Annotated in this window: 27 protein-coding genes and 1 pseudogene; 15 read left to right on the forward strand and 13 right to left on the reverse strand. The window is 71.4% G+C overall.

The window, feature by feature from the left end; genetic code table 11:
* Positions 1 to 121 precede the first annotated feature (121 nt).
* Together AB5J55_RS38425 and AB5J55_RS38430 are read right to left on the reverse strand one after the other, a co-directional pair.
* On the reverse strand, positions 122 to 1,114 hold the full coding sequence (locus AB5J55_RS38425) for a helix-turn-helix domain-containing protein (protein ID WP_369275054.1): 993 nt from the start codon (positions 1,112 to 1,114) through the stop codon (positions 122 to 124).
* Positions 1,115 to 1,291: 177 nt separating this feature from the next.
* Positions 1,292 to 2,272, reverse strand: coding sequence for an alpha/beta hydrolase (locus AB5J55_RS38430; protein WP_369275055.1), 981 nt, complete (start codon positions 2,270 to 2,272; stop codon positions 1,292 to 1,294).
* A gap of 245 nt (positions 2,273 to 2,517) precedes the next feature.
* Between AB5J55_RS38430 and AB5J55_RS38435 the strand changes: the two genes are divergently transcribed.
* On the forward strand, positions 2,518 to 3,489 hold the full coding sequence (locus AB5J55_RS38435; RefSeq protein ID WP_369275056.1) for a TerC/Alx family metal homeostasis membrane protein: 972 nt from the start codon (positions 2,518 to 2,520) through the stop codon (positions 3,487 to 3,489).
* On the opposite strand, the gene AB5J55_RS38440 is transcribed toward AB5J55_RS38435, so the two are convergent.
* The gene (locus AB5J55_RS38440) at positions 3,419 to 4,672 is read right to left on the reverse strand and encodes an MFS transporter (protein ID WP_369275057.1); all 1,254 of its coding nucleotides are present in this window, start codon (positions 4,670 to 4,672) and stop codon (positions 3,419 to 3,421) included. The two genes, AB5J55_RS38435 and AB5J55_RS38440, sit on opposite strands and share 71 nt — an antisense overlap.
* A gap of 56 nt (positions 4,673 to 4,728) precedes the next feature.
* Between AB5J55_RS38440 and AB5J55_RS38445 the strand changes: the two genes are divergently transcribed.
* Together AB5J55_RS38445 and AB5J55_RS38450 are read left to right on the forward strand one after the other, a co-directional pair.
* The gene (locus AB5J55_RS38445) at positions 4,729 to 5,709 is read left to right on the forward strand and encodes an ArsR/SmtB family transcription factor (RefSeq protein WP_369275058.1); all 981 of its coding nucleotides are present in this window, start codon (positions 4,729 to 4,731) and stop codon (positions 5,707 to 5,709) included.
* Between the two features lie 92 nt (positions 5,710 to 5,801).
* Positions 5,802 to 6,683, forward strand: coding sequence for an LLM class F420-dependent oxidoreductase (locus tag AB5J55_RS38450; RefSeq protein ID WP_369275059.1), 882 nt, complete (start codon positions 5,802 to 5,804; stop codon positions 6,681 to 6,683).
* Positions 6,684 to 6,690: 7 nt separating this feature from the next.
* Here the strand turns inward: AB5J55_RS38450 and AB5J55_RS38455 are convergent, their stop codons facing one another.
* Positions 6,691 to 6,909, reverse strand: coding sequence for a hypothetical protein (locus AB5J55_RS38455; protein ID WP_369275060.1), 219 nt, complete (start codon positions 6,907 to 6,909; stop codon positions 6,691 to 6,693).
* A 114-nt stretch (positions 6,910 to 7,023) separates the two neighbouring features.
* On the opposite strand from AB5J55_RS38455, the gene AB5J55_RS38460 reads away from it, so the two are divergent.
* Positions 7,024 to 7,929: a LysR family transcriptional regulator gene (locus AB5J55_RS38460; protein WP_369276410.1), complete on the forward strand. Its 906-nt coding sequence runs from the start codon at positions 7,024 to 7,026 to the stop codon at positions 7,927 to 7,929.
* Positions 7,930 to 8,007: 78 nt separating this feature from the next.
* Here AB5J55_RS38460 and AB5J55_RS38465 read toward each other — a convergent pair whose 3' ends face one another.
* A complete protein-coding gene (locus tag AB5J55_RS38465; RefSeq protein ID WP_328877616.1) occupies positions 8,008 to 8,571 on the reverse strand; it encodes an NAD(P)H-dependent oxidoreductase in 564 nt (187 codons plus the stop codon).
* Positions 8,572 to 8,670: 99 nt separating this feature from the next.
* On the opposite strand from AB5J55_RS38465, the gene AB5J55_RS38470 reads away from it, so the two are divergent.
* Genes AB5J55_RS38470 through AB5J55_RS38485 form a run of 4 tightly spaced genes read left to right on the forward strand, consistent with a single transcriptional unit; the run spans position 8,671 to position 13,133 of the window.
* Positions 8,671 to 9,345 carry a TetR/AcrR family transcriptional regulator gene (locus AB5J55_RS38470; protein ID WP_369275061.1) on the forward strand — a complete coding sequence of 225 codons (675 nt, stop codon included), beginning with the start codon at positions 8,671 to 8,673 and terminating at the stop codon, positions 9,343 to 9,345.
* A 58-nt stretch (positions 9,346 to 9,403) separates the two neighbouring features.
* On the forward strand, positions 9,404 to 10,438 hold the full coding sequence (locus tag AB5J55_RS38475) for a LacI family DNA-binding transcriptional regulator (RefSeq protein WP_369275062.1): 1,035 nt from the start codon (positions 9,404 to 9,406) through the stop codon (positions 10,436 to 10,438).
* A gap of 48 nt (positions 10,439 to 10,486) precedes the next feature.
* Positions 10,487 to 11,665 carry a 4-hydroxybenzoate 3-monooxygenase gene (locus AB5J55_RS38480; protein ID WP_369275063.1) on the forward strand — a complete coding sequence of 393 codons (1,179 nt, stop codon included), beginning with the start codon at positions 10,487 to 10,489 and terminating at the stop codon, positions 11,663 to 11,665.
* A gap of 31 nt (positions 11,666 to 11,696) precedes the next feature.
* Positions 11,697 to 13,133, forward strand: a complete 1,437-nt coding sequence (locus tag AB5J55_RS38485; protein WP_369275064.1) for a benzaldehyde dehydrogenase — start codon at positions 11,697 to 11,699, stop codon at positions 13,131 to 13,133.
* 9 nt (positions 13,134 to 13,142) lie between these two features.
* Here AB5J55_RS38485 and trxA read toward each other — a convergent pair.
* Positions 13,143 to 13,535, reverse strand: a pseudogene (gene trxA / locus AB5J55_RS38490) (thioredoxin); the annotation flags it as partial.
* A 114-nt stretch (positions 13,536 to 13,649) separates the two neighbouring features.
* Here trxA and AB5J55_RS38495 point away from each other — a divergent pair.
* Positions 13,650 to 15,083 carry an NAD(P)/FAD-dependent oxidoreductase gene (locus AB5J55_RS38495; RefSeq protein WP_369275065.1) on the forward strand — a complete coding sequence of 478 codons (1,434 nt, stop codon included), beginning with the start codon at positions 13,650 to 13,652 and terminating at the stop codon, positions 15,081 to 15,083.
* A gap of 5 nt (positions 15,084 to 15,088) precedes the next feature.
* Here AB5J55_RS38495 and AB5J55_RS38500 read toward each other — a convergent pair whose 3' ends face one another.
* Positions 15,089 to 15,736, reverse strand: a complete 648-nt coding sequence (locus AB5J55_RS38500) for a peptide deformylase (protein WP_369275066.1) — start codon at positions 15,734 to 15,736, stop codon at positions 15,089 to 15,091.
* A gap of 161 nt (positions 15,737 to 15,897) precedes the next feature.
* Here AB5J55_RS38500 and AB5J55_RS38505 point away from each other — a divergent pair, with 161 nt between their 5' ends.
* A complete protein-coding gene (locus tag AB5J55_RS38505; RefSeq protein WP_369275067.1) occupies positions 15,898 to 17,298 on the forward strand; it encodes a PepSY-associated TM helix domain-containing protein in 1,401 nt (466 codons plus the stop codon).
* Between the two features lie 112 nt (positions 17,299 to 17,410).
* Here AB5J55_RS38505 and AB5J55_RS38510 read toward each other — a convergent pair whose 3' ends face one another.
* The 3 genes from AB5J55_RS38510 to AB5J55_RS38520 all read right to left on the reverse strand — a co-directional run bounded on the left by AB5J55_RS38510 (position 17,411) and on the right by AB5J55_RS38520 (position 18,766).
* Positions 17,411 to 17,758, reverse strand: coding sequence for a tetratricopeptide repeat protein (locus AB5J55_RS38510; protein ID WP_369275068.1), 348 nt, complete (start codon positions 17,756 to 17,758; stop codon positions 17,411 to 17,413).
* Between the two features lie 73 nt (positions 17,759 to 17,831).
* Entirely contained in the window at positions 17,832 to 18,278 is a 447-nt protein-coding gene (locus tag AB5J55_RS38515) for a MarR family transcriptional regulator (protein WP_369275069.1), read from the reverse strand.
* Entirely contained in the window at positions 18,275 to 18,766 is a 492-nt protein-coding gene (locus tag AB5J55_RS38520; RefSeq protein WP_369275070.1) for a MarR family winged helix-turn-helix transcriptional regulator, read from the reverse strand. The genes AB5J55_RS38515 and AB5J55_RS38520 overlap by 4 nt, the downstream gene beginning before the upstream one ends.
* A gap of 113 nt (positions 18,767 to 18,879) precedes the next feature.
* Here AB5J55_RS38520 and AB5J55_RS38525 point away from each other — a divergent pair, with 113 nt between their 5' ends.
* Entirely contained in the window at positions 18,880 to 19,845 is a 966-nt protein-coding gene (locus tag AB5J55_RS38525) for a pirin family protein (RefSeq protein ID WP_369275071.1), read from the forward strand.
* A gap of 47 nt (positions 19,846 to 19,892) precedes the next feature.
* Here AB5J55_RS38525 and AB5J55_RS38530 read toward each other — a convergent pair whose 3' ends face one another.
* From AB5J55_RS38530 to AB5J55_RS38540, 3 genes are all read right to left on the reverse strand, one after another.
* Complete coding sequence (locus AB5J55_RS38530) at positions 19,893 to 20,675, reverse strand: TIGR03943 family protein (protein WP_369275072.1); 783 nt, start codon at positions 20,673 to 20,675, stop codon at positions 19,893 to 19,895.
* On the reverse strand, positions 20,672 to 21,610 hold the full coding sequence (locus AB5J55_RS38535) for a permease (RefSeq protein WP_369276411.1): 939 nt from the start codon (positions 21,608 to 21,610) through the stop codon (positions 20,672 to 20,674). Before AB5J55_RS38535 ends, AB5J55_RS38530 begins: the two co-directional genes overlap by 4 nt.
* A gap of 294 nt (positions 21,611 to 21,904) precedes the next feature.
* Positions 21,905 to 22,429, reverse strand: a complete 525-nt coding sequence (locus tag AB5J55_RS38540) for a hypothetical protein (RefSeq protein ID WP_369275073.1) — start codon at positions 22,427 to 22,429, stop codon at positions 21,905 to 21,907.
* Between the two features lie 366 nt (positions 22,430 to 22,795).
* On the opposite strand from AB5J55_RS38540, the gene AB5J55_RS38545 reads away from it, so the two are divergent.
* The 4 genes from AB5J55_RS38545 to AB5J55_RS38560 all read left to right on the forward strand — a co-directional run bounded on the left by AB5J55_RS38545 (position 22,796) and on the right by AB5J55_RS38560 (position 26,204).
* Positions 22,796 to 23,320: a hypothetical protein gene (locus tag AB5J55_RS38545; protein ID WP_369275074.1), complete on the forward strand. Its 525-nt coding sequence runs from the start codon at positions 22,796 to 22,798 to the stop codon at positions 23,318 to 23,320.
* 123 nt (positions 23,321 to 23,443) lie between these two features.
* Positions 23,444 to 24,292 (forward strand): DUF4097 domain-containing protein, encoded by an 849-nt coding sequence (locus AB5J55_RS38550; protein ID WP_369275075.1) that lies wholly within the window; start codon positions 23,444 to 23,446, stop codon positions 24,290 to 24,292.
* Positions 24,293 to 24,414: 122 nt separating this feature from the next.
* Entirely contained in the window at positions 24,415 to 25,419 is a 1,005-nt protein-coding gene (locus AB5J55_RS38555) for an ATP-binding cassette domain-containing protein (protein ID WP_369275076.1), read from the forward strand.
* Positions 25,416 to 26,204: an ABC transporter permease gene (locus AB5J55_RS38560; protein ID WP_369275077.1), complete on the forward strand. Its 789-nt coding sequence runs from the start codon at positions 25,416 to 25,418 to the stop codon at positions 26,202 to 26,204. Before AB5J55_RS38555 ends, AB5J55_RS38560 begins: the two co-directional genes overlap by 4 nt.
* Positions 26,205 to 26,353: the final 149 nt, after the last annotated feature.

Here is a 26,353-nt window from a genome sequence, read left to right on the forward strand (position 1 = left end):
CGCCCGAGCAGCCTCGGAGTTCCTGAGCCGCGACCCGGTCCAGCAGGCGGGTGGCGAGACGATCCTCGAACGGCCACGGCCGCCAGGGGGTGCGCCTTGCCTGCGTGATCCGGAAAATCCCCTAGTTCCGCACCAGGTGCCGCATAGCCAGTGCCAGGCCGAGCCGGAACCTGCCCTGCGGAGTGCGCAGCGGCCAGCCCAGGAGGTGCTCGGCGTGGGCCAGTCGCTCCTGGAGTGTGGAGTGGTGGACGTTGATCTCGGCCGCCGCCGCCCGCAGGCTCACCGTCGAGGCGACCGCGTGCAGCGTGGCGAGCAGCCAGGGCGCGGCCGCCGCTGCCGCCTCCAGGGCCTGTACGTCGGGCGGCGGCTCGGCGCCCGGCAGTACGAGGTCGGCGAGGAGGGCGACGCCGCCCAGCTCGTCGGCGTGCACGACGCCGGGACCGGGGTCGTGGGCGGTGCCCTCGGCCGTGAACCGTAGCGCGATGCGGGCCTGCGACCAGGAGCGCGGCAGATCGAGCACCGGGACGGCGGGCCCGACGCCCACGCGGCCGACGGTCGGCTCTGCGTCCAAGTGCGCGGGCACGACGCGGGGTTGGCCGTCCAGCGGGGCCAGCACGCGTGCCGCCGCGGCGGGGTCGAGCCCCAGGCGGCGGGCGGCGTGCAGCCGTGCCGGCTCCGGTGCCGTGGCGTCGAGGACGGTCTCGACCAGCGCCGGGTCGTCGGCAGGCGCCCGCCCCCGGGTCCGGTCGAGCACGAGCCGTACGGCCCCGGCCGCCCGCTCCAGGATCACCGCGTCCACGACACTCGGCTGCGCCTCCTGGGCCCGCTCCAGCCACAGCGCCGGAACGCCGCCCGGCGTGAGTGCGGCGGACGGCCACGCGGGATCCGGCGGTACCTCGCTGTCCCTCCGCGTCCCGTCGACCTCGACCCGGACCTGAACCCGCCGGTCCACGTCCACCAGCCGAGCCGGCACCCCGGCCAGCACGGCGGCACCACGCACCAGCGCCTCCAGCCCGGCCCGCGACTCGGCGAGCCGATCGAAGTAGGCGATGACCCGCACGGCCGCCCCGGCATCCGGATCCAACGCGGTCAGACGTCCGGCCAGCTCTTTCATAGGCCCATGGTGCGGTACGGGAGCGAGGACCGGAGCCCCTCGCACAGAACCCCGGGGACGGCGACCCACCCCAGGCGCGCGGGGAGTGCGCGACGAGCCACCGACAACCCGCAGCCGCACAACACCAGGACCCGGCAGGCGAGTGGGCGCAACCCCCGCCCCCCGGCCCCCCACATCTCACCCGCTCAACAACCTCTTCAGCCACGCCAGCTGAGCCCCCCGACACGCCTGCGAAACCGCCGCCTGCGGCGCGAAGCCGTCGAACCCGTGGAAACCGCCGGGCCACACATGCAGCTCGGCCACCCCTCCGGCCTGCCAGATCCGGGACGCATAGGCGACGACCTCGTCGCGGAACGTCTCCGCGGAACCGACGTCCACAAAGGCCGGCGGCAGCCCGGACAGCACCTCCGCACGGGCCGGCGCAGCGTACGCGGAGACGTCGGGACCGCCCCGTCGCTCGCCGAGAAGCGCCGTCCAGCCGGTCTCGTTCGCCGTACGGTCCCAGATGCCGAGCCCGGCCATCTGGTGGGCGGACGGGGTGTCGTTGCGGTCGTCCAGCATCGGGCACATCAGCATCTGCCCGATCAGCTCGGGCCCCCGGCGATCCCGGGTGAGCAGGGCAAGTGCCGCGGACAGTCCGCCACCCGCACTGGCACCGGCGACGACGATCCGCTGCGGGTCGCCTCCCAGTTCGGCCGCATGCTTCGCCGTCCACTCCAGCCCGGCGTACACGTCCTCGATCTGCGCCGGATACGGGTGTTCGGGCGCGAGCCGGTACTCCACGGACACCACGACCGCGTCCAGTTCCTTCGCCCAGGCCAGGGGAACGTCGACGCCGACGCGGTTGTTGCCGATGATCAGGCCGCCACCGTGGACGTGATAGATCACGGGCCGCGGTCCCGCGCCGGCAGGGGCGGCCGGCCGGCAGATCAGCAGGGAGATCTCGGGCGCGCCCTCAGGGCCCGGCACCACCCGGTCCTCGACCTCGAAGAAGCCGTCCACGGTCAGGTCCAGTTGGGCCAGCATCTCGATCCCCGGACCCTGGCGGACGTCGGCTATCCCGTCCATCGTGAGGCCGGGCGAGATCATGTCCTTGATGAGCTCCAGGGCGGCGGCGAGCTCGGGGTCGAACGGGGGCGGGGGCGGGGCCTGGGTCATGGGGTCTCCTCATACGGCAGTACGGGGGTGCCGGACGGCTCTGCGGCTCTGCGGCCATGATCTGCGCACCGGTCCCCGCCCGGAGGGCCGCCGTTCGGCGGAACCTCCCCGCCGTCCGGCGGGTGGCACCCGCGTGACCCTGGAGCTTGCCAGGACATGACCCGTTGTTCACCTCTCGCAGGTGGAAGGGATGCCAAGAGGCGACAACGCTGTCAAGGCCCCACCTGCACCAGGAGTACAACCCCGTGAACGTCTCTCTCTCCGTCTGGCTGCTGACCATCGTGGCCTTGTGCGCGCTCGTCGCCGTGGACTTCTTCATCGGTCGCAAACCCCACGACGTTTCCATCCGTGAAGCGGGGACGTGGACCATCGTCTGGGTCGTCCTGGCCTGTCTGTTCGGCCTCGGCCTGTTCTTCTACGGCGGTGGCGGACCCACCGGCGAGTTCTTCGCCGGGTACATCACGGAGAAGTCGCTCAGCGTCGACAACCTCTTCGTCTTCGTCCTGATCATGGGCAAGTTCGCGGTGCCCTCGCAGTACCAGCAGCGCGTCCTGATGGTCGGCGTGATCATGGCCCTCGTGCTGCGCGCCGGCTTCATCGCGGCCGGCGCGGCCATCATCTCCGCGTTCTCCTGGGTGTTCTACCTCTTCGGCGCCTTCCTGATCTGGACCGCCTGGAAGCTGATCCAGGACGCCCGCAAGGAGGAGCACGAGGAGGAGTACGAGGAAAGCAAGCTGCTGAAGGCAGTGGAGAAACGCTTCGGCGTGGCCGACCGGTACCACGGCACCAAGCTGTTCATCACCGAGAACGGCAAGCGGGTCATGACCCCGATGCTGGTCGTGATGCTGGCGATCGGCTCCACCGACGTCCTGTTCGCCCTCGACTCCATCCCCGCGATCTACGGGCTGACCCAGGACCCGTACATCGTGTTCACGGCCAACGCCTTCGCCCTGATGGGCCTCAGGCAGCTGTACTTCCTCATCGGCGGGCTGCTGAAGAAGCTGGTCCACCTCAGCTACGGCCTGTCGATCATCCTCGGCTTCATCGGCGTCAAGCTTTTCCTGCACGCGCTGCACGAATCCGGCGTCCACGTCCCGGAGATCAGCATCCCCTTCTCGCTCGGCTTCATCGTGCTCGTCCTGGCCGTCACGACGGTGACCAGCCTGCGGGCTTCGAAGAAGCAGGAGCAGGCGGAGTCGGAGCGGATGGCACGGTGACGGCGTTGCGACGGCTCACATGGCGGGCGACCGCCACCGCGGTGAGCGTCGCGACCAGTGCGCACACGCCGGTCCATCCGAAGCGGCCGTAGGCCCGGGCACCCAGCCACGAGCCGGCCGTGCCACCCAGGTAGGCGCAGGTCATGTACGCGGTGTTGAGGCGGCTGCGGACGTCCGCGCCGAGGCCGTAGATCCGCACCGTGTTGGCGACCATCCCGGACTGCATGCCGACGTCGAGCAGCAGCGTGCCGACGACCAGCGCGGTCAGCCCGGGCACGCCGCCCAGGCCGCCGAACGCCAGCACCACCGCCGAGGCACCGACCACGAGGAAGCACACGAGGTTGACCCGGTCCGGACCCCGGCGGTCCACCAGCCGCCCGGCGACCGGCGTGCACAGCATCGTCGCCGCGTTGACGAGCGCCAGCAGCCCGGCGGCCTGCACGCTCATGCCGTACACCGGTCCCGTGAGCAGCATCGCCACGCCCGTCCACACCGCGGAGAACCCGGCGAACACCGTCGCCTGGTACAGGCAGGAGCGGCGCAGCTCGGGCTCGGTGCGCAGCAGACGCAGCGGCGCCGCGAGCAGCGCCGGGTAGGGGGCCCGGGCCACCGACGGGGGCAGCGTCGGCAGCATGCGGGCCAGCAGGGCGGCGACCGTGAAGGAGAGCACGGCGGCGAGGACGTACGGCGCCCGCCAGCCCAGCCAGTCGCCGAGGGCGCCGCCGACCGCACGGGACAGCAGCATGCCGGCCAGGGAGCCGCTCAGCAGCGTGCCGCTCACGACTCCGCGCCGTTCGGCGGGCACCAGGCCGGCCGCCAGCACACCGGCGAGCGGCGCGATCACCGTCACCGCACCGACGAGCGTGCTCGCGACGACCAAGGGCGGCAGCGCCCGCGCCGAACTCGCGGCGAGCAGACCGAGGCCGGTCAGCGCGAGCAGGGTGACGAGCAGCCGACGGGGGCGCACCCGGTCGCCGAGCGGCACGAGCAGGTAGATGCCGGCCGCGTAGCCGAACTGGGTCGCGGTCACCACCGTGGCGGCCGCGTCGGGGGAGACGCCGAGGCCCGAGGCCACCAACGGGCCAATGGCCTGCGGGAAGTAGACATTGCCCACCGCGACCCCGCAGGCGAAGGCGAGCAGCGCGATCGCCGGAGTAGCCTGCCGGGAGTTGTGATCCGTCATACGCCGAAGTCCACGGCAGCGACGGACGGTTGCCAAAGGATGTAGCCGGAGGCTTAATGATCAGCTTCCTGCTCGACGTCGACGACCTCGCGGACACCCGGTTCGCGATCTCGCCGTTGCGCGAGGTCATGGGCAGCCTTCGGGCCCTGCGCGCCCCGGGCCTCTACCCCCTGCACACGCCGTGGCGCCGCTCGGTCCTCGAACGCCTCGACCCCGCCGACGCCGGGCTGCTGCGGGCCCTGGTCGGCCGGAACCTGACCCTGCCCGACTTCCTGACCCCGCGCCCGACGACCTTCGCACCCACGCTGACCGACCAGCTCACCGTCGTAGGGGCCACGCCACCGGATCTCGTACGGCGCGACCTGCTCGCGACCCATGCCCCGCACCCGCTCCCGGACGCCCTGCGGCAGCTCACCGCGCCAGGCGACGCGCCTGTGGCGGAGCTGCTGGAGGAGCTGTGCGAACTCCTGCATCGGTACTGGGAGTTGGCGATTCGTCCCGACTGGTCACGGATGCGGCTCGTCCTGGAGGCCGACATCACGCACCGCGCCCGGCAACTGGCCACGGGCGGAGCCCACCTCCTCTTCTCCGACCTGCACCGCAACGTCCGCTGGCGCGACGGCGTCCTGCGCGTCGACCGGATGATCGGCCGGCACGAGGTGGACGGCTCCGGGCGCGGACTGCGCATGGTCCCGTCGCTGTTCTCACACAAACCCGCCCCGCCGCTCAGCGCCGACGAAGCGCCGATGCTGGCGTATCCCAGCAGGGGCGCCGCGACCCTGTGGGAACCGCGGCCCGAGCCCGACGCCTCCGCCCTCACCGCCCTGCTCGGCGCGCCCCGCACCACGGTCCTGCGGCTGCTCGCCGAACCGCTCCCCACGGTCGAGCTCGCCCGGCGCCTCGGCGTGACGCCCAGCGCGGTCTCCCAGCATCTGAAGGTGCTGCACGCGACGGGGCTCGTCGCCCGGGCCCGTGACGGACGGCGGGTGCTGTACCGGCGTACCGCACTCGGCGACCAACTTGCCGGCGCGGCCTGACGGCGGTCACGCGGCGGGCTTGACTTCGAGCGCACTCGAAGATCTAGCGTCGTCAGGGTCGCTGGACATCCGGGTGAACGGAGAGACAGGCCATGCGAGTCGGCGTGCACATCAACCGGTTCGACCATCCCGGCGCAGGGCCCGCGCTCGGAGCGGAGCTCGCCGCCGCGGGCGCCGCGGCCGAGGCGGCAGGCCTGAGCTGGCTGTCGGTGATGGACCACTACTTCCAGATGGAGACCAACGACCGCGCCGAGGACCCCATGCTGGAGGCGTACACGACCCTCGGCTACCTCGCCGCCCACACCTCCACGGTCCGCCTCGGAGCCCTGGTGACCGGCGTGACCTACCGTCCCCCCGGCCTGCTCGCCAAGATCGCCACCTCGCTCGACGTGCTGTCCGGCGGCCGGGCCACCCTCGGGATCGGCGCCGCCTGGTACGGCCGCGAGCACGAGGGGCTCGGCGTGCCGTTTCCGCCGGTCGCCGAGCGCTTCGAGCGGCTGGAGGAGACCCTGCGGATCTGCCTCCAGATGTGGGACCCGCAGGCCAACGGCCCGTTCGAGGGCAAGCACTACCGGCTCGCCGAGACCCTCTGCGTCCCGGCGCCCCTCAGCGACCCGCACCCCGAGATCATGATCGGCGGGGGCGGCGAGAAGAAGACGCTCCGGCTGGTCGCCCGGTACGGCGACGCGTGCAACCTGTTCGCCTCCTCGCCGGAGGAGGTCCGGCACAAGCTCGACGTGCTGCGCGGCCACTGCGACACCGAGGGGCGCGACTACGACGAGATCCGAAAGACCGTCCTCCACGCCGGCGAGGCCGTCGTCCGGGGTGACCTCGACGCCTTCACCCGGGACATCGCGGCCTACACCGAGCTCGACATCGACACGGTGATCCTCGGCCCGCGCACCGGGGAACCGGCGGCCTTCATCGAGAACTTCGCGGCTCCTGCCGTACAGCGGCTGGCCGGGCTCGACTGAACCGACGTCACCGGCCGGGCGAGTGCGCGGGAGCCCCCGTGGGCCGGCTGCGGGAGACGACGCGCATGCCGCGGGCGTCCACCATGCGCACCTGCAACGAACCGCAGGCGCACCGCGTCCACACCGTGCTGCCCGCCGCCGTGCCGTGCCGGGACACCACCCGGTAGGGCTCGGCTCCGTCGGGCCACCCGCAGTGCGGGCAGGCGGTGCCGGTCGTGCTGGTCATGGTGACTCCTCGTACCTCGTGGCTGGTTGACCGTCGCGACACAACCAAGGGTGCGATGCGCCTTCGTGTACGTCCAGGTTGACTTTCCGGACGTCACCTTGAAGCGTGGGCTTCATGATTGACCTGCGCCGACTGCACGTACTGAGGGCCGTGGCGCACTACGGCACGGTCACCGCGGCCGCCCGCGCCCTGCACTTCACCCCGTCCGCCGCCTCCCAGCAGATCCGCCAGCTGGCCCGCGACCTGGGCGTCGACCTCCTCGAACCCCAGGGCCGCGGGGTGCGCCTCACCGCGGCGGCCGAGAGCCTGCTCGCACACGCGGATGCGATCGCCGCGCGCTGGGAGGCGGCCGAGCTCGACCTGCGCGCCGAGTACGGCGCCCCCGCCGGGCAGCTGCGCGTCAGCGGCTTCACGACGGCCGTGTCGGTACTGCTGGCGCCGATGGCCGTAGGGATGCGGGAGCGGCATCCGCAGCTGACCGTACGGATTCGGGAGTCGGGGGTCCCGGAGAGCTTCGACCTGCTCTTCGAGGGGGAGGCCGATCTGGCCGTGGTGGAGGTGACCCCGCACAACCCGCCGCTGAGCGACGCGCGCTTCGACCAGCAGCCGCTGCTGGACGACCCGTACGACCTCGTCGTCCCCGACGACCATCCGCTGGCCGGACTCGAACGCGTCGACCTCGCGGAGGTGGCGCACGAGGACTGGATCGCGCCGGTGCCCCAGAGCCCCTGCCGCCCGCATGTGATGTCGGCGTGCGGGGCGGCCGGGTTCACCCCGGACGTGGTCCATCACGCGCTGGACTGGAACGTCACCGCCCACCTGGTCGCCGGCCGGCTCGGCGTCGCGCTGATCCCGCGGCTGGCCCAGCTGACCCCGCAGCTCCCGATCACCCGGGTCCGCTGTGTCGGCGACCCGCACCGCAAGGTGCTCACCTGTACTCGCCGGGGCTGCCGGGAGCGGCCGGCGGTGGCGGCGGCGCTGGAGGAGCTGCGGGGGCTGGCGTCGACGGTGGTGGCGTGACGCGGGAGGAGGGGCCGGGCATGCGAGGAGGGGCAGGAGCGCTCGGCTCCGGCCCCTCCTCAAGGGCCTCGGGGCAGGTCAGGCCGCGACGACCTCGCCCGCGTGCCCGTGGACGCGCGCGATGACCTCGGTCAGCTGCGCGGCGACCTCGGCGTCGTCGACCGGGTGGGTCTCGGCGAAGCGCGTCACGGAGCCGGGGATGGAGAGCTTGACGTCCTCCAGCACCTTGCCGCCGGCGATGCCCACGGCCTTGCGGGTCTCGTCCTGCGCCCACACGCCGCCGTACTGGCCGAACGCGGTGCCGACCACGGCGACCGGCTTGCCGCCGAAGGCGCCGGAGCCGTACGGGCGGGACAGCCAGTCGATGGCGTTCTTCAGTACGGCCGGGATGGTGCCGTTGTACTCGGGGGAGAAGAGCAGGAACGCGTCCGCGGCCTGCGCGGCCTCGCGCAGCTTGGCCGCGGTGGCGGGGACGGTGCCCTCGACGTCGATGTCCTCGTTGTAGAAGGGGATGTCGGCCAGGCCCTCGAAGAGCACGACCTCAGCGCCCTCGGGGGCGAGCTTGACGGCCGCCTCGGCGAGCTGACGGTTGTGCGAACCGGCGCGAAGGCTGCCGACGAGCGCGAGGATGCGAACAGACATGCGAACTCCAAGGATGCTGAAACACTGCCGTTACGATCCGGACCGGGGTCCGTTTAATTTCTAGCACCTTAACCGGACCGCGGTCCAGTTTCATTCCCGATGCTTTACGCTGGCTTCATGTCCGCCGTACTGCCGCCGTTCCCGCAGTCTCAGGAGCCCGAGGGCAAGCCCCAGCTGCTGGAGGTCGGCTCCGCCCCCGACGAGCCCTGCCTGCGCGCCGACGCGGCACGCAACCGCGCCCGGCTGCTGGAGGCGGCAACGGAGCTGATCGCGGAGCACGGGGCGGCCGGGGTCACCATGGAGGCGGTGGCCGCGGCGGCCGGCGTGGGCAAGGGGACGGTCTTCCGCCGCTTCGGCGACCGCACCGGCCTGCTGACGGCGCTGCTGGACCACTCCGCGCGGAAGCTGCAGGCCGACTTCATCGGCGGGCCGCCGCCGCTGGGCCCGGGTGCGCCGCCGGTGGAGCGGCTGCGGGCCTTCGGTGTCGCCGTGCTGTACCGCGCGGCCGAGCAGCTGGACCTGCAACTGGCCGCGCAGCCGGAGCCGACGCGCCGCTTCGCCCACCCCTCGTACCGGGCGCTGCACACCCACGTCGCCATGCTGCTGCGGCAGATCGTGCCGGACGCCGACTGCGATCTCCTCGCCCAGACGCTCATGGCGTATCTCGACCCCGGCCTCATCCACCACCTGACCAAGCAGTGCGGCATGCCCATGGAGCGGCTGGAGAACGGGTGGTCCGACCTGGTCACCCGCGTGACGCGCACCGAGGCGTGACCGGGCGGGGACCCTAACCTGAGCGCTACGCACAGGTTCTGCAAAGATGCGGTACGTCATGGTGCAGATACCGAAAACGCCCGCGCCCGCTCTGCCCGCACAGCGCTCGGTACCCACGAGCGCAGATGTGGCCCGCCTGGCCGGCGTCTCGCGCGCGACCGTCTCCTACGTCCTCAACAACACCAGCGCCGTCCGGATCAGCGAACCCACCCGCCGCCGCGTCCACGACGCCGCGAAGGAGCTCGGGTACGTCCCGCACGCGGCCGCCCGCAGCCTGCGCGCCGGGCACAGCCGGATGGTCCTGATGCCCGCCCCGAGCTTCCCCGTCGGCTCCCTGTACGGCCGGTTCCTCAGCGACCTCCAGCTGGCGCTCGGCCGCCTCGACTACACGGTCGTGCAGCACGGCAGCGTCGGCCTGCACGGCGACGAGGCCGCCCGCGCCTGGGCCGAGCTGCGCCCCGTCGCCGTCCTGTTCTCGGGCTCCGGTCTCGGCCCGAAGGGCGTGACGGTGCTCAAGCGCTCCGGCGCCCGGGCCGTGGTCTCGCTCGGCCCCGAGTCCGTCGAGGGCGCCCACGCCCTGCTGATGGACTACGAGGCCGTGGGGTACCGGGCGGGCCGCCACCTCTACGACCGCGGCAGGCGCCGAGTCGGCGTCGTCGTCCCCGAGGAGGACGGCCTGGAGTCCTTCTCCGCGCCGCGTCTGGAAGGGGTGCGCCGCGCCCTGCACGGCACGGACGCCACCCTGACCGAGCTGCCCCTCGCCTACGGCGAGGAGTCCGCCGCGCGGCTCGCGCGCAGCTGGCGCGACCGCGGCCTCGACGCCGTGTTCGCCTACAACGACGAGTACGCGATGCTGCTGATGCGCGCCCTGCAGGACGAGGGCGTCCGCATCCCCGCGGACACGGCCGTCATCGGCGCCGACGACCTGATGCTCGGACGGCTGCTGCGGCCCAGGCTGAGCACGGTCCACATCGAACTGCCGTCCGGTCGCGACCTCGCGGAGCTGGTCGACCACGCGGTGCGCAACCCCGGCGCCGCACCCCAGACACACAAGGTGCTGGGAGCGACGGTGGTGCACCGCGAGTCCAGCTGAGGCAGCCGGCGTCCGGCCGACGTACCGTCGAAGCCAGGGAGGCGTGGAATGCGCACGACGGTCGGCATCATCGGCGGGGGCCCCGCCGGGCTCCTCCTCGCCCGGCTGCTGCACCGCGCGCGCGTCGACTGCGTGGTCCTGGAGAGCAGGACGCGCGAGTACGTCGAGCAGCGCCAGCGGGCCGGAATGCTGGAGCAGGGCACGGTCCACGCGCTGCACGAGGCCGGCGCCGCCGATCGGCTGGACGCGGAGGGCCTGGTGCACCAGGGCATCGAGCTGCGCTTCGACCGTGAACGCCACCATCTCGACTTCCCGGCCCTCACCGGCGGCCGTACGGTGACGATCTACGCCCAGACCGAGATCGTGAAGGACCTCGTCGCGCTCCAACTCGCCGACGGACCACCGCTGTTGTTCGAGGCAGAGGCGCTCGCCGTCGAGAAGCCGGAGAGCGACACGCCCGTCGTACGGTTCCTGCACGAGGGCCGCGAGCAGACGCTGACCTGCGACTGGGTCGCCGGCTGCGACGGCTTCCACGGCATCTCCCGGGGCGCCTTCCCGGCCGGGATCAGCAGCTCGTACGCGCACGACTATCCGTACTCCTGGCTCGGCATCATGGCCGAAGTGCCGCCGTCCGGCGACGAGTTGATCTATGCGCGGGGTGAACGCGGTTTCGCGCTGCACAGCATGCGCTCCTCGTCCGTCTCCCGGCTCTACCTCCAGGTTCCGGTCGACACCGATCCCGACGACTGGCCCGACGACCGCATCTGGGACGAACTCGCCGCCCGCTTCGCGATCGACGCCGACTGGACCCTGAACCGCGGACCCATCACCGCCAAGTCCGTTACATCGATGCGCAGTTACGTCCACGAACCGATGCGCCACGGGCGGCTCCTGCTCGCCGGTGACGCCGCCCACATCGTCCCGCCGACGGGCGCCAAGGGACTCAACCTCGCCGTGTCGGACGTACGGGTCCTGGCCCGCGCCCTCATCGAGCTGCACCGCACCGGGAACACACAACTCCTCGACAGCTACTCCGAGTTGTGTCTTCAGCGGGTATGGCAGGCGACCCGTTTCTCCGACGACATGACTAGGATGTTGCACGCTCAACCAGACGGGGATGCCTTCGACCACCGGATGCAGCTCGCACGTCTGCGCCGGATCACCGCATCCCGTCACGCTGCCGCCGAACTGGCGGCGAACTACTCGGGACTTCCGCTCCCCCTGTGAGTCCCGCCGGTGATCGAACGGAGAGTCGCACATGCCGTTGCTCGACCCCAAGGCCTGGCAGTCCCGCCCCCTGTCGGGAGACGAGTACACCGTCACCGAGCCCGCCACCGGCGACACGCTCGGCACCGTAACCCTGGCCACCGCCGAGGACGTCGCCACGGCCGCCGAGGCCGCCCGCGCCGCCCAGGCCGAGTGGGCCCGCGTCCCGCACCTCGTGCGCGCCGGGGTCCTGCGCAAGGCCGGTGACCTGTTCGCCGCGCACGCCGACGAGCTGCGCGAATGGCTTGTCCGCGAGTCCGGGTCGATACCCGGCAAGGCCGACTTCGAGCTGCACGTCGCCGCCCAGGAGTGCTATGAGGCCGCCGCGCTCGCCTCCCGGCCGGCCGGGCACGTCCTGCCCAGCGAGGCGCCCCGCCTGTCGTACACGCGCCGGGTGCCCGCGGGTGTCGTCGGCGTCATCGCACCGTTCAACGCCCCGCTGATCCTGTCCATCCGCTCCGTCGCCCCGGCCCTCGCGCTCGGCAACGCGGTCGTGCTGAAGCCGGACCCGCGCACGGCGGTCTGCGGCGGGCTCTCGCTTGCCGCGATCTTCGCCGCGGCCGGTCTGCCCGAGGAGCTGCTGCACATCCTGCCGGGCGCCGGGGAGGTGGGCCAGGCGCTGGTCGCCGACCCGCGGGTGCCCGTCATCTCCTTCACCGGGTCGACGGCCGCGGGCCGGGCCGTGGGCGAGGCCGCCGGGCGCCATCTCAAGCGCGTCCACCTGGAACTGGGCGGCAACTCCGCCCTGATCGTGCTGGAGGACGCCGACCTCGACGCGGTGATCTCCACCGCCGCCTGGGGCTCCTTCTTCCACCAGGGGCAGATCTGCATGACGACCGGCCGCCACCTGGTCCACCAGTCGCTGTACGAGGAGTACGTCGAGCGGCTCGCGGCCAAGGCCGACGCCCTCGCCGTGGGCGACCCGCACCGCGCCGAGGTCCACCTCGGGCCGCTCATCGACTCCGGCCAGCTGGGGAAGGTGCACGGTCTGGTCGAGGCCAGTACGTCGCGGGGGGCCAAGCTCGCCGCGGGCGGCAGCCACGAGCAGCTGTTCTACCGGCCGACGGTGCTCGCCGGCGTCGACGACGCGACCCCCGCGTACACCGAGGAGGTCTTCGGCCCCGTCGCGCCGGTGCGCCCCTTCACCACCGCCGACGAGGCCGCCGCCCTTGCCGCGGCGAGCTCCTACGGCCTCTCCCTGGGCATCGTCACCAGGGACGCCGCCCGGGGCCTCGACCTGGCCGAGCGCATCCCGACCGGCATCGTGCACATCAACGACCAGACCGTGAACGACGAGGCCGTCGCGCCCTTCGGCGGCATCGCCGCCTCCGGCACCGGCGCCCGGTTCGGCGGCGAGGCCAACCTGGACGCGTTCACCGACGTGCGCTGGACGACGGTGCGTGGTGACGTGGCGGCGTACCCCTTCTAGAGCAGGGCCTCACCGGCCGTTCTGGTCGGCCTGCTCCTGCTGGGCGGCGACGGCCTTGTGGACCTCGTCCATGTCGAGCTTGCGGGCCTGCCCGATGACGTCCGCCAGGGCGGCCTCGGGCAGTGCGCCCGGCTGCGCGAACACGGCGACACGGTCACGGACGATCATCAGCGTCGGGATCGACTGGATACCGAAGGCGGCGGCAAGCTCCGGCTGCGCCTCGGTGTCGACCTTGCCGAACACAAGGTCCGGGTTCTCCTCGGCGGCCTTCTCGTAAACGGGGGCGAACTGACGGCACGGCCCGCACCAGGACGCCCAGAAGTCGATCAGGACGAACTCGTTGTCCGTGACCGTCTCATCGAAGTTCTCCTTGGTGAGCTCCACGGTGCTGCTCATGGCGTTTTCCCTCTTCCTGGTGTCGGGGCGGTGCCGTCGGCGTCAACAGGACCGTACGGCCGCGTATTCCGCGCGCGTACCCGTGTGGCCACTCCGCACACCACCCGTAAGACTGACCACATGACGGAAACGGATTCCAACGTGTACGACGTCGTGGTGGTCGGAGCCGGGCCGGTGGGGGAGAACGTGGCCGACCGCACCCGTGCGGCAGGTCTGAGCACCGCGGTGGTGGAGAGCGAACTGGTCGGCGGCGAGTGCTCGTACTGGGCGTGCATGCCCAGCAAGGCGTTGCTGCGCCCGGTCATCGCCCAGGCGGACGCCCGCCGCCTGCCCGGGCTCAGCCACTCGGTACAGGGCCCCCTGGACGCGGCTGCCGTCCTGGCCCGGCGCAACGAGTTCACCGGCAACTGGAACGACGACGGCCAGGTCCAATGGCTGTCCGGCATCGGCGCCGACTTCCACCGCGGCCACGGCCGCCTCACCGGACCCCGCACGGTGGAGGTGACCGGACCGGACGGCGCACGCCAGGTGCTGACCGCCCGGCACGCAGTCGCCCTGTGCACCGGCACCCGCGCCATGCTCCCGAACCTGCCCGGACTCGCCGAGGTGAAGCCGTGGACCAGCCGTGAGGCCACCAGCGCCCAGTCCGTACCCGGCCGGCTGGTCGTGGTCGGCGGGGGAGTGGTCGCCACGGAGATGGCCACCGCCTATCAGGCTCTCGGCTCCAGCGTCACGCTCCTCGTGCGCGGCAAGGGCCTGCTCAACCGCATGGAGCCCTTCGCCGGCGAGATGGTCGCCGGGGCGCTCACCGAGGCGGGCGTCGACGTCCGCACCGGCACGTCGGTCGAGTCGGTGACCCGTGAGAACGGCACGGTCGTGGTCGTCACCGACAGCGGCGGCCGTATCGAGGCCGACGAGATCCTCTTCGCGACCGGGCGCGCCCCGCGCACCGACGACCTCGGCCTGGACACCGTCGGCCTGACGCCGGGTTCCTGGCTGGAGGTCGACGACAGCCTGCGCGTCACCGGCAGCGAGTGGCTGTACGCGGTCGGCGACATCAATCACCGCGCCCTCCTCACCCATCAGGGCAAGTACCAGGCCCGCATCGCGGGCGCCGCCATCGCCGCCCGCGCCTCCGGAGTCCCGATCCTGGAATCGGACCCGTGGGGCGCCCACGCCGCCACCGCCGACCACGCCGCCGTCCCCCAGGTCGTCTTCACCGACCCCGAGGCCGGGGCCGTGGGCCTGTCCCTGGCCGAAGCGGAACAGGCCGGTCACCGGGTCCGCGCCGTCGACTACGACCTCGCCTCGGTCGCGGGGGCGTCGGTGTACGCCGAGGGCTACAAGGGTCGCGCCCGCATGGTCGTCGACCTGGAGCGCGAGATCCTGCTCGGCGTCACGTTCGTCGGCCCGGGCGTCGGTGAGCTCATCCACTCGGCGACGATCGCGGTCGTCGGGCAGGTGCCGATCAGCCGCCTGTGGCACGCGGTTCCGTCGTATCCGACGATCAGTGAGGTGTGGCTGCGGCTGTTGGAGTCGTACCGGGACAACTGACGTACTCAGTCGGGCAGTTCGAAGCCGAGGGCCCTCGCCGCCTCGCCCGGGGCGGGCTGGGCCCAGCGCTCGGCCATGGCCTGGTTCGACGACAGTGAGCGCAACTCGGCCCGGTCCAGGTAGAGCACGCCGTCGAGGTGGTCCGTCTCGTGCTGCACGATACGGGCGGGCCACCCCGTGAACACCTCGTCGATCGCGTGCCCGTGCTCGTCCTCGCCGGTCAGCCGCACCTCGGCCGGCCTGGCCACCACCGCCTGATAGCCCGGCACGCTCAGACAGCCCTCGAAGAACGCGGCACGGTCGTCGCCGACGGGTTCGTACGACGGGTTCACCAGTACCCGGAACGGCTGCGGCACCCGCCCGCGCACCAGCCGCACGTCCTCCGGAACCGGCGCCGGGTCCTCGATCACCGCGATCCGCAGCCCCACGCCGACCTGCGGTGCGGCGAGGCCGACACCCGGCGCCGCGTGCATGGTGACCCGCAGCGCCTCGACGAAGCGAGACAGCAGCGCCGAATCCAGCTGGCCGTCGAAGCGCTCGGTGGGACGCCGCAGCACCGGGTCGCCGGCCGCCACGATGGGCAACGGCCCCTCGGTGGCCAGGAGTTGCTCGACCTGCTCGGCCAAGGATGCGCGCTCGTTCGGAAGTGCCATCGCGCCAGCATGCCACGGCATCCGCGGCACTCGCCGACTCCCTTGTGACGCACGCCACTTAATGCGCCTGGAACTCGGCGGCCCCTTCGTCCGACTACTGGACCGCAACAGCACAGAAGGAAACGTCCCCACTCCCCGTCCCACCCCCGGAGAAGCCGCCGATGTCCACCGCTCCCGCCACCACCACGGAGGAGGCGACGCAGCCCGACGCCCCGGCGTCGCCGTCCCGCAGATGGGCACCGCTGCGCCCGCTGATCCTGCGTCTGCACTTCTACGCCGGAGTGCTCGTCGCGCCGTTCCTGCTCGTCGCCGCGGCCACCGGCTTCCTGTACGCCGGAGCGTTCCAGGCCGAGAAGCTGGTGTACGCCCACGAGATGTACGTCCCGGTCGGCGACGCGAAGCTGCCGATATCCGAGCAGGTCGCCGCCGCGCGCAAGGCCCACCCCGAGGGCACCGTCTCGGCGATACGGCCCTCCCCGGCCGATGACGAGTCGACCAGGGTCATGCTGTCCGGCGTCAAGGGCGTCGACGCCGAGCACACGATGGCCGTGTTCGTCGACCCGTACACCGCCGAGGTGCGCGGCGCCCTCGAACAGTACGGCTCGACCGGTGCGCTGCCCCTGCGCACCTGGATCGACGAGTTCCACCGCGACCTGCACCTCGGTGAGACCGGCCGCTACTACAGCGAGCTCGCCGCCAGCTGGCTCTGGGTCATCGCGGCCGGCGGCCTGGTGCTGTGGTTCTCCCGCCGCCGCGCCCTGCGCAAGGTGCGGGGCACCAGCGGGCGCCGCCGCACGCTCGGCCTGCACGGCACCGTCGGTGTCTGGGCCGCGATCGGGTTCTTCTTCCTCTCGGCGACCGGCCTCACCTGGTCGGCCTACGCCGGCGCCAACATCGACGAACTGCGCACCTCCCTCGGCCAGGCCACGCCGTCCATCTCGGCGACGGCGGGCGGCGAACACGGGGGCCACGGCAGCGCCGCGGGCACGGGCGGCAGCGGCGAGCACGGCGTCGGCCTCGACAAGGTCCTGGCGTCCGCCCGCGCCTTGGGCCTGAGCGATCCCGTGGAGATCGTGCCGCCCGCCGACGACTCGTCCGCGTACGTGGTACGACAGGTGCAGCGCAGCTGGCCGACGAAGGGGGACTCGGTCGCCATCGACCCGGCCGGCGGCGAGGTCGTCGACGTGCTGAGGTTCTCCGAATACCCGGTGCTCGCCAAGCTGACCCGCTGGGGCATCGACCTGCACACCGGGGTCCTCTTCGGCCTGGTCAACCAAATCGCCCTCATGGCGCTCACGCTCTCGCTGATCCTGCTGATCGTGTGGGGCTACCGCATGTGGTGGCAGCGCGGCCGCGGGTCCGCCTTCGGCCGGCCGATCCCGCGCGGCGCCTGGCAGCAGGTGCCCCCGCAGATCCTGGTCCCGCTGGTGGCGGTCGTCGCCGTGGTCGGCTACTTCGTGCCGCTGCTCGGCATCTCGCTGGCCGCGTTCGTCGTCGTGGACGTCGTCCTAGGCGAGGTGGCCCATCGGCGGGAGAAGCGGGGACCCGCGGAAGTGAACTAGGCAGGCGGCGAGCCGGCCGCAAGGGCCGACGGACGAGACGAGGGGCCCGGTTTCATGGAATGAAACCGGGCCCCTCGTGCCGAGACCGCCGAGAGCGGCTGCGCGACTCTGCTCAGAGCTGCTCGAAGTCACCCGCGAGCGCCGAGGCGACGCGCAGGTGCGGCTCCGCCTCATCGTCCCGGCCCTGCCGTTGCAGGGTGCGGCCCAGCATCAGCCGGGCGTAGTGCTCGACCGGGTCGCGCTCGATGACGATCCTCAACTCGCTCTCTGCGCGACGCAGTTGGGCCGAGTGGTAGTAGGCGCGCGCCAGCAGCAGCCGGGGTCCGGTCTGCTCCGGCACCTCCTCGACCAGCTTGCCCAGGACGCGGGCCGCGGCCGCGTAGTCCTTGGCGTCGAAGAACATCCGCGCACGCTCCCAGCGCTCGGCCGGTGCTCCGTGGTCGTAGTACGTCGTGTCCACTCGTGACCTCCTTCGAGGCCGTCAACGGAGCGCGTTGGTTCAATATTCCACTACTCGATTCCGGGTGCCGGAGCTACCGGGTCATGGCGGTGAGCTCGGCGTTGGCCCGCTCGGTGATGAGGGTCAGCACTCGTCCGGCGGCGGCAAGGTCCTCCGTGGGGATGTCGGCGTAGACCCGGGCGGAGATGGGAGCGGTCTCGGCGGAGGTCCGCTCGTACAACTCCCGTCCGGCGTCCGTGATCCGCACCTGGGACGGCTCCTGCGGGGCCAGCAGCTGTGCGGTGATCAGCTCGTCGACCACGGAGTGGGCCTGCGCGGCCTCGATCTTCAGTGCGCCGACGACGCCGTCGACGAGGTGGTCGCGCTCGACCGGGCCGTCGGCGACGTTGACGAGCCGGAGGGTTACGGACTGCTGGAACGTCGCGCCGTGGCGGGCCAGTACACGCTCGAGAAGCGCGCGGCTCGCGTAGTGGGCCAGAGCTATGACTCGGGGGTCGAGCAGGGGAGTGGTGGTGGTCATGACTGCTCCTTGTCGGACTCACTGTCTGGGACGAGCGGGTCAAGAGGTGCGTCGAGCAGGACCGCGAGGTCACGGGTGAACTCCCGTGCCCGCGCGCTGTCCAGGCCGCCGAGAGGTGCCAGCAACTGCTGCAGGAGCCCCTGCACGACCTCGATCGCCTGCCGGGTCCGCTCCCGGCCCTGCCCGGTCAGCGCCAGCTGTACCGCGCGCGGGTCGCGGGGGTCCCGAGTGCGTTCGAGGAGGCCGGCGCTCTCCAGGGAGCGCGCCAGCTTGGACACGTACAGCGGCTCGAGTCCGGTGTGGTCGGCAAGGCGCCGCTGGCTGGGGCGCTCTCCGTGGCGCTGCATGCCGTACAGCGAGGCCACCAGCGCGTACTGCGCGTGAGTGAGCCCCAGCGGGGCCACGGCCCGGTCGACCGCGACCCGCCACTTCGTGGACAGGCGCCACACCAGGAAACCGGGCGTGGCCTTCTCGGAACCCTTGCTCATGGCCAATACGGTACATGGCTACTATATCCATGGCTACTATTTTCTCAACGGCATCCGGACAGCGCAGGGTGACGGACTGACGTGATGGCCCGGACAGGGCTAGTTTGGGCGCCATGAGCAATCTTGATCGCGAGGCGGTGCCCGCCATCTGCGGCGGCCGCGGTTTCGTCGTGGCAGAGCCCGTACGCGAACTCCTCAGCCCTCGCCGCGTCAAGCTCGGCGAATCCACCGAAGTCCGCCGCCTGCTGCCCAACCTGGGCCGGCGCATGGTCGGCGCCTGGTGCTTCGTCGATCACTACGGTCCCGACGACATCGCCGACGAGCCCGGCATGCAGGTGCCGCCGCACCCGCACATGGGTCTGCAGACGGTGAGCTGGCTGCACGAGGGCGAGGTGCTGCACCGGGACTCCACGGGCAGCCTGCAGACGATCCACCCGCGCGAGCTGGGCCTGATGACCTCCGGCCGGGCGATCAGCCACTCCGAGGAGAGCCCGAAGTCACACGCCCGCCTCCTGCACGGCGCCCAGCTGTGGGTCGCCCTCCCGGACGGCCACCGCCACACCGACCCGCACTTCGAACACCACGCCGACCTGCCGGTCGTCACGGCGCCTGGCCTGCGGGCCACGCTGATCCTCGGCGGACTCGACGGTGCCACCTCGCCCGGCACGACGTACACCCCGATCGTCGGCGCCGACCTCACCCTGTCGCGCGGCGCGGACGTACGCCTCCCGCTGGAGCCGGACTTCGAGTACGCCGTCCTGTCCATGTCCGGCGAGGCCCACGTGGACGGCGTGCCCGTACTCCCCGGCTCCATGCTCTACCTCGGCTGCGGCCGCACCGAACTCCCGCTGCGCGCGGAGTCGGACGCCGGCCTGATGCTCCTCGGCGGAGAGCCGTTCGAGGAGGAGCTGATCATGTTCTGGAACTGGATCGGGAGGACGCAGGAGGAGATCGAACAGGCCCGCGCGGACTGGATGACCGGGACTCGGTTCGGTGAGGTGAAGGGGTACGACGGGGATCCGCTGCCTGCTCCTGAGTTGCCGCCGGTGGCGCTGAAGCCGCGGGGGAGGGTGCGTTGACCTGCGGGGCGGTTCTGCCCACCCCGCGGTGAACAACCCGGCGCGGTTCACCTAGTGGTGGGCAGCGGAAGAGCATCCGTGTACCCGTTCACCGGCCGGGCGATCTTCGTGACGGTACGGGCGTCGAGCGCGACCGGTGCGGAGGACGTGCCCAGGGTCCCGCCGCTGTGCCAGGTTCCCGTGACGGACACCCAGGTGTCGGCGGGCAGGTCCCGGGCTCCATGGATCCGTACCTTGACGGACTGGGCGTCTGCCGCGCAGCAACTGAGAATGAGCCGGGTCAGGTACCAGCCGTCGCCCTCCGAGCCGGGCGTGACAAAACCGGTCAACAGGACACTGCGTCCCTTGATGCCCTGCTCGCGGTCCTGCTGCACGCGGCTGGTGAACTCGGTGAGGGTCAGGGGGACCGGCGAGGTCGTGGGCAGCGGATCGAAGTGGTCCCGCTCCTTCACCGCCTTGGAGGGTTCGCGGGAGGCGGTGTACGCGCCGAGGGCGGGAGGGGCGTAGAAGAGCAGGCTCAGGGCTGGGAGGAGCAGCAACCAGGCCACGCGGGGTACGGAGGTGTGGTCGTGGCCGTGCCCGTCGCCGTCGTGGTCTTCATCGGCTCCGTCGTGATCCTCATTGGCTTCGCCGGTCCCGTCGCCCCTGCCGCGCCTCCAGTACGACACCGTCTCCGCAGCTGCGAGCAGGAGCAGGATGACTCCCGACGCGATCAGGAACGGCCGCATTCCCTCTTTGACGTACCTGAGGTGCAGGTCCGTGAGGAGCGAGGCATGCAGCACGCCGAGGCCGCTCAGGAAGAGCAGGGACACCTGGAAGAGTGGTCTCACAGCAGCACTTCTCCGATCAGCACGCTGCACAGGATCGCCACGACCGTCGTGGCGGCAGAGAAACGGACCGCGAAGGCGCGGCCGAAGGTGCCCGACTGAAGGGCGATCAGCTTCAGGTCGACCATCGGCCCGACCACCATGAAGGCCAAGCGCGCGAGAGGCGAGAAGCCGGTGAGGGAGGCCGCCACGAACGCGTCGGCCTCGGAGCACACCGAGAGCAGGATGGCGAGCCCGGCCAGGAAGAGGACGGACAGCCAGACGGAACCGGAGAACGTCTCGAGTACCGAGGGCGGGACCGCCACGTTGAAGGTGGCCGCCGCCATGGCCCCGAGGACCAGAAAGCCGCCCGCGTGCAGGAAGTCGTGCTGAAAACCGCGCCGGAACTCCGTCCAGCGGCTGTGCCCCGGCCGGTGTCCGGAGTGCCGCACGGCGGGCCGCAGCCATTCCTCGCGGCCGAATCGGAGCCACAGCCAGCCCATCACGGTGGCGGTGGCGAGCGAGGCGAGCAGCCGGGCCAGCACCATGGCGGGGTTGCCTGGGAACGCGATGGCGGTAGCCGTCAGGACCACCGGGTTGACCGCGGGGGCCGACAGCAGGAACGCGAAGGCGGCGGCCGGGGTGACGCCCCTGCCGATCAGACTGTTCGCCACCGGTACCGACGCGCACTCGCAGCCTGGCAGGACGACTCCGGCGGCGCCGGCGACCGGGACGGCGAGCGCGGGCCGCTTGGGCAGGACGCGACTGAACACCCGCTCCGGCACGAACGCGCTGATGGCGCCCGACAGGGCCGTACCCAGCAACAGGAACGGCAGCGCCTGCACGGTGACGGCGAGACACACCGTCCGCCACGCCTGTACGGCCGGTGCCTCCAACCATCCGCCGCTCAGGAAGAGCACCACGTCGAGAAGGAGGACCGCCCCGACCAACAGGAGCATCCCGGACCGGAGCCGTTCCCGTATCGGACTCTCGTCGTCCGTCTCGGCGACCGTCTCCGTCACCGTCTCCTCGGTCCGTTGTTCTGTTCTCTGCACGCCCGCCCCGCATGTGTGATGCCGAATGCCGGGTCGAACATAGCGGGCGAACCGCAGCGACACAGATTTCGTCCCACAGCCGTGACACGCGAGCAGGGCGTCGGCCGGAGCGGACGCCCTGTGACGGCCGGTTCAGGATGAGCTGACCGGTGCCTCGCCCGTCTTGTCGGCGACGCCGATGTCCCAGTATCGGGCAGGTCAAGCGGCGCGGCAGAGCACCCCGGGGGCGGCCGGGGTCGCGGCGCGAGCCACGGTCGCGTCCACCGGGCGTGCGACGCCGACGGTGGCTGCGGCCTGCGAACGGTTCCGCGCGAAGACGACGAGGCGCAGCACCGCGAACCGCGCGACACCGGCGAGTGCGGAGGCGGACAGGTAGACGACCTGCTCGAGCACCGCGCCGGGGGCGGCCACCAGTTGGTGCAGGACAAGCATCGCCACGCAGGTCACCGCGTACGCTGCCGCCGCGGACCCGGCCGACTGCGCATGCTGACGCCAGGTCGCGCGCCCGCCCGCGCCGAAGGTGAAGCGGGCGTGCAGTTCGGTGGCGAGGAGCGTGGAGACCGCGGTGACCAGAGCGTTGGCCAAGGCCCAGGGGACCCAGGAGGCGAGGGCCGCAACGGCGAAGCTGGAGGCGAGCCCCACCCCGCCGCCGCAGAACACGAAGCGTGCGAAGGCGGTGAAGGCGCCGGGCGCCGCTTGCTGCCGGCTCTGTGCTGTCTCCATGGTCCGACCCCTTTGATGACTCACGTCGCGAAACGCGCACCCTCGGCTGCGAGACTGAGAGGTGCCCCCTGTGGTGCCATGATGGCACATTGATGGCGCCATAGTCAGTCCTTGTGGCGCCAGTGGCGGCGTCGGCGGCGTCACGGCGTGTGCGATTCATCTGCCGTGCCTAGGAGCACGGCCTTTTCGGTGGGGTACGTGGCACCAACAGTGGCGCCAGGGGGGGGGCGACGTCATTTGGGTGTCGTAGTGACCCGATCTGATGGCGGCGTGTTTTTGCAGGTCAAGGTCACCGGATCGGCTCCATCGGTATTTGTTCTTCTTGTGGACTTGCGCGTGGCACCAAAGTGGTGCCATCGTGGCGGCATGGACCTCACCCCGTATGTCGACACCCTCCGCCGCGAACTCGCGGTGGCTGCCGAAGCCGGCGGCGACGAAGCCCGGGAGCTGGCCGCGAGGCTCACCGCTCCCCTGGAGTCGGCGACCCGGCTGACCATGCTCAACGTGCTCTCCGCCGCGATGGACGAGATCACCCGCGAACTCGCCCCCGGCTCGGTCGACGTACGGCTGCGCGGGCTCGACCCCGACTTCGTGGTGACGCCGCCGCCCACGTACGGCGACACTGCCGCGGAACCGGCCGCGCCCGTCGAACCGTTCAAGGCCCCGGCACCGACATCGACCGACGTTGACGAGGGGGGCACCGCTCGCGTGAACCTGCGTCTGCCGGCCCACCTCAAGGCCCGCGCCGAGGAGGCCGCCAGTCGCGAGGGCCTCTCGGTCAACGCGTGGCTGGTGCGCGCCGTGTCGGCGGCGGTCGACGGCGGAACCCGGCCGCGTACGCCCGAGAAGGCCAAGACCCTCGGGCAGAGCTTCACGGGCTGGGTGCGCTGACCGCGCCTCGCCCACACCGATTCGCTCGCACTGCTCCACCCGCACTGCCCAACCCGAACCGCTTCACCCACACCACGTCCCACCAGCGGGGACGACCCAAGGACTCATGAGGACGGGACAGCCATGCCTTCTTTCGACACTCCCGAAGCGATCTCGGTCACCGCGCGTGTGGAGGCCGGTTCCATCCAGTTCATCGCAAGCGACCGCCTCGACACCGTCGTGGAGGTGCAGCCCCGCGACCCGAAGAGGGAGCCGGACGCGCGGACGGCGGACCACACCGAGGTCACGTACGTGAGCGGCGTACTGACGCTCAGGACTCCCAAGGCCAATCTGTTCGGCCTCGGCCGCACCGGCGTGGTCGACGTGACCGTCGAACTGCCCGCGGGATCGCACGTCGACATGACCGGCGCCTGGGCCCAGGTGCTCGGCGCGGGCCGGCTCGGCGAGGTCCGTGTGAAGACCTCGGTCGGCGACATCCGCCTCGACACGACCGGCCCGGTGAAGCTGACCGCGTCGCACGGCTCGATCACCGTGGACCGGGTCGAGGGCATGGCCGAGATCACCAGCAGCACCGGCAACGTGCGCGTCGGCACCGTCGACGGCCCTGCCGTCCTGAAGAACTCGCACGGCACCACGACCGTCGGCGCTGTGACCGGCGAGCTGCGGCTGAGCGGCGCCAACGGCGGCATCGACGTCGCGCGCGCCGAGGCGTCGGTCACCGGCACCGCGACCAACGGCTACCTGCGTGTGGCCGAAGTCGCCCGCGGCGAAGTCCAGTTGGAAACCTCCCACGGCAGCATCGAGATCGGAATCCGCGAGGGCACCGCCGCCTGGCTCGACGTCAGCTCCAACCGCGGGCAGGTGCGCAACGCGCTGGCCGAGTCCGAGGCGCCGGAGCAGACCGTGGACACCGTCAAGGTCCACGCGCGGACCAACTGGGGCAACATCGACATCCGCCGCGCGAAGGTCTGAGCGCCGCATCCCCAACCGGCCCCGCCTGGCACGCACTTCAGCCGTATTGCGGCCTTCGCATCAGTCATCCCAGCCTTCAAAACGTCAGCCTTCAAACGGAGGGCCCCATGCCTTCATCTGTCATGCCCACGTCCAAAATCGGAGACGGTCAACCGTCGGCCGCCGCCGTCTCCACCGTCGGTCTGCGCAAGTCGTACGGCGACAAGCTGGTCCTCGACGGCATCGATCTGCGGATCCCGGTCGGCTCCGTGTTCGCGCTGCTCGGTCCGAACGGTGCCGGCAAGACCACGGCCGTGAAGATCCTGTCCACCCTCATCACCGCGGACGGCGGGCAGGCCCAGGTCGCGGGTCACGACCTCGCCGCCGACCCGCAGGCCGTGCGTGCCGCGATCGGGGTCACCGGGCAGTTCTCCGCCGTCGACGGGCTGATCACCGGCGAGGAGAACATGCTCCTCATGGCGGACCTGCACCACCTGTCCAAGCGCGAGGGGCGGCGCGCCGCCGCCGAGTTGCTGGAGCGCTTCGACCTCACCGAGGCCGCGAAGAAGCCCGCCTCCACCTACTCCGGCGGCATGAAGCGGCGCCTGGACATCGCCATGACCCTGGTCGGCAACCCGCAGATCATCTTCCTCGACGAGCCGACCACCGGCCTCGACCCGCGCTCCCGGCACAACATGTGGCAGATCATCCGCGAGCTCGTCTCCGGCGGCGTCACCGTCTTCCTCACCACGCAGTACCTGGAGGAGGCCGACGAACTCGCCGACCGGATCGCCGTGCTCAACGACGGGAAGATCGCCGCCGAGGGCACCGCCGAAGAGCTCAAGCGGCTCATCCCCGGCGGACACATCCGGCTCCGCTTCACCGACCCGGCCACCTACCGGAACGCCGCCACCGCACTGCGGGAAGCCACCCGAAACGACGAGGCCCTCGCCCTGCAGATCCCCAGCGACGGCAGCCAGCGCGAGCTGCGCTCCATCCTCGACTGGCTCGACGCCGCCGGCATCGAAGCCGACGAACTCACCGTCCACACCCCCGACCTCGACGACGTCTTCTTCGCCCTGACCAGCGGCACCGCCATCCCCAACCAGCCGAACCAGCCGAACCAGTCCAAGGAGAACGTCCGATGAGCTCCCTCTCCCTCGCCGTACGCGACTCGTCGACGATGCTGCGCCGCAACCTCCTGCACGCCCGGCGCTACCCCTCCCTCACCCTGAACCTGCTGCTCACGCCGATCATGATGTTGCTGCTCTTCGTCTACATCTTCGGGGATGTGATGAGCGCCGGCATCAGCGGTGGTGCCGACCGCTCCGCATACATCGCGTATCTCACTCCGGGCCTGGTGCTGATGACCATCGGCAGCACCACGATCGGCACCGCCGTGTCCGTCTCCAACGACATGACCGAGGGCATCATCGCCCGCTTCCGCACCATGGCCATCCACCGCGGCTCCGTGATCATCGGACACGTCATCGGGAGTGTGCTGCAGTCGATCATCAGCGTGGTCCTCGTCGGCGCCGTCGCCGTCGCCATCGGCTTCCGCTCCACCGACGCCACCCTCCTGGAATGGCTCGCCGCGTTCGCACTGCTCGTGCTCTTCGCCACGGCGCTCACCTGGATCGCGGTCGGCATGGGCCTGATCAGCCCGAACGCCGAAGCGGCGAGCAACAACGCCTTGCCGCTGATCTTCCTGCCGCTCATCTCCAGCACCTTCGTCCCGGTCGACGCGATGCCGGGCTGGTTCCAGCCGATCGCCGAGTACCAGCCCTTCACTCCGGCCATCGAGACCCTGCGCGGACTGCTCCTCGGCAGCGAGATCGGCCACAACGGGTGGCTGGCCGTGGCCTGGTGCGTCGGACTGGCCGCGCTCGGCTACGTCTGGTCCAAGTCGGTGTTCAACCGCGACCCGAAGTAAGGACAAGCCGCTTACGGGCCGTGGCCGGCAACTCCTCTCGCTCCAGGGCGGCGTACTCCGACACAGCATCGGGATACGCCGCTGACGGCCTTGCCGAGCTGCTGCCCGGCGCCAACACGCCGACCGGTCCTGACCTGTCGTTGCGGGAG

Source organism: Streptomyces sp. R11, assembly GCF_041051905.1.
Taxonomy (GTDB): domain Bacteria; phylum Actinomycetota; class Actinomycetes; order Streptomycetales; family Streptomycetaceae; genus Streptomyces.

Excerpts from the sequence above, each read along its gene's own strand:
- AB5J55_RS38425 (WP_369275054.1), bottom strand. The coding sequence starts at position 1,114 with ATGAAAGAGCTGGCCGGACGTCTGACCGCGTTGGATCCGGATGCCGGG.
- AB5J55_RS38430 (WP_369275055.1), bottom strand. The coding sequence starts at position 2,272 with ATGACCCAGGCCCCGCCCCCGCCCCCGTTCGACCCCGAGCTCGCCGCC.
- AB5J55_RS38440 (WP_369275057.1), bottom strand. The coding sequence starts at position 4,672 with ATGACGGATCACAACTCCCGGCAGGCTACTCCGGCGATCGCGCTGCTC.
- AB5J55_RS38445 (WP_369275058.1), top strand. The coding sequence starts at position 4,729 with ATGATCAGCTTCCTGCTCGACGTCGACGACCTCGCGGACACCCGGTTC.
- AB5J55_RS38450 (WP_369275059.1), top strand. The coding sequence starts at position 5,802 with ATGCGAGTCGGCGTGCACATCAACCGGTTCGACCATCCCGGCGCAGGG.
- AB5J55_RS38455 (WP_369275060.1), bottom strand. The coding sequence starts at position 6,909 with ATGACCAGCACGACCGGCACCGCCTGCCCGCACTGCGGGTGGCCCGAC.
- AB5J55_RS38460 (WP_369276410.1), top strand. The coding sequence starts at position 7,024 with ATGATTGACCTGCGCCGACTGCACGTACTGAGGGCCGTGGCGCACTAC.
- AB5J55_RS38465 (WP_328877616.1), bottom strand. The coding sequence starts at position 8,571 with ATGTCTGTTCGCATCCTCGCGCTCGTCGGCAGCCTTCGCGCCGGTTCG.
- AB5J55_RS38470 (WP_369275061.1), top strand. The coding sequence starts at position 8,671 with ATGCTTTACGCTGGCTTCATGTCCGCCGTACTGCCGCCGTTCCCGCAG.
- AB5J55_RS38475 (WP_369275062.1), top strand. The coding sequence starts at position 9,404 with ATGGTGCAGATACCGAAAACGCCCGCGCCCGCTCTGCCCGCACAGCGC.
- AB5J55_RS38480 (WP_369275063.1), top strand. The coding sequence starts at position 10,487 with ATGCGCACGACGGTCGGCATCATCGGCGGGGGCCCCGCCGGGCTCCTC.
- AB5J55_RS38485 (WP_369275064.1), top strand. The coding sequence starts at position 11,697 with ATGCCGTTGCTCGACCCCAAGGCCTGGCAGTCCCGCCCCCTGTCGGGA.
- AB5J55_RS38495 (WP_369275065.1), top strand. The coding sequence starts at position 13,650 with ATGACGGAAACGGATTCCAACGTGTACGACGTCGTGGTGGTCGGAGCC.
- AB5J55_RS38500 (WP_369275066.1), bottom strand. The coding sequence starts at position 15,736 with ATGGCACTTCCGAACGAGCGCGCATCCTTGGCCGAGCAGGTCGAGCAA.
- AB5J55_RS38505 (WP_369275067.1), top strand. The coding sequence starts at position 15,898 with ATGTCCACCGCTCCCGCCACCACCACGGAGGAGGCGACGCAGCCCGAC.
- AB5J55_RS38515 (WP_369275069.1), bottom strand. The coding sequence starts at position 18,278 with ATGACCACCACCACTCCCCTGCTCGACCCCCGAGTCATAGCTCTGGCC.
- AB5J55_RS38520 (WP_369275070.1), bottom strand. The coding sequence starts at position 18,766 with ATGAGCAAGGGTTCCGAGAAGGCCACGCCCGGTTTCCTGGTGTGGCGC.
- AB5J55_RS38525 (WP_369275071.1), top strand. The coding sequence starts at position 18,880 with ATGAGCAATCTTGATCGCGAGGCGGTGCCCGCCATCTGCGGCGGCCGC.
- AB5J55_RS38535 (WP_369276411.1), bottom strand. The coding sequence starts at position 21,610 with ATGCTCCTGTTGGTCGGGGCGGTCCTCCTTCTCGACGTGGTGCTCTTC.
- AB5J55_RS38540 (WP_369275073.1), bottom strand. The coding sequence starts at position 22,429 with ATGGAGACAGCACAGAGCCGGCAGCAAGCGGCGCCCGGCGCCTTCACC.
- AB5J55_RS38545 (WP_369275074.1), top strand. The coding sequence starts at position 22,796 with ATGGACCTCACCCCGTATGTCGACACCCTCCGCCGCGAACTCGCGGTG.
- AB5J55_RS38550 (WP_369275075.1), top strand. The coding sequence starts at position 23,444 with ATGCCTTCTTTCGACACTCCCGAAGCGATCTCGGTCACCGCGCGTGTG.
- AB5J55_RS38555 (WP_369275076.1), top strand. The coding sequence starts at position 24,415 with ATGCCCACGTCCAAAATCGGAGACGGTCAACCGTCGGCCGCCGCCGTC.
- AB5J55_RS38560 (WP_369275077.1), top strand. The coding sequence starts at position 25,416 with ATGAGCTCCCTCTCCCTCGCCGTACGCGACTCGTCGACGATGCTGCGC.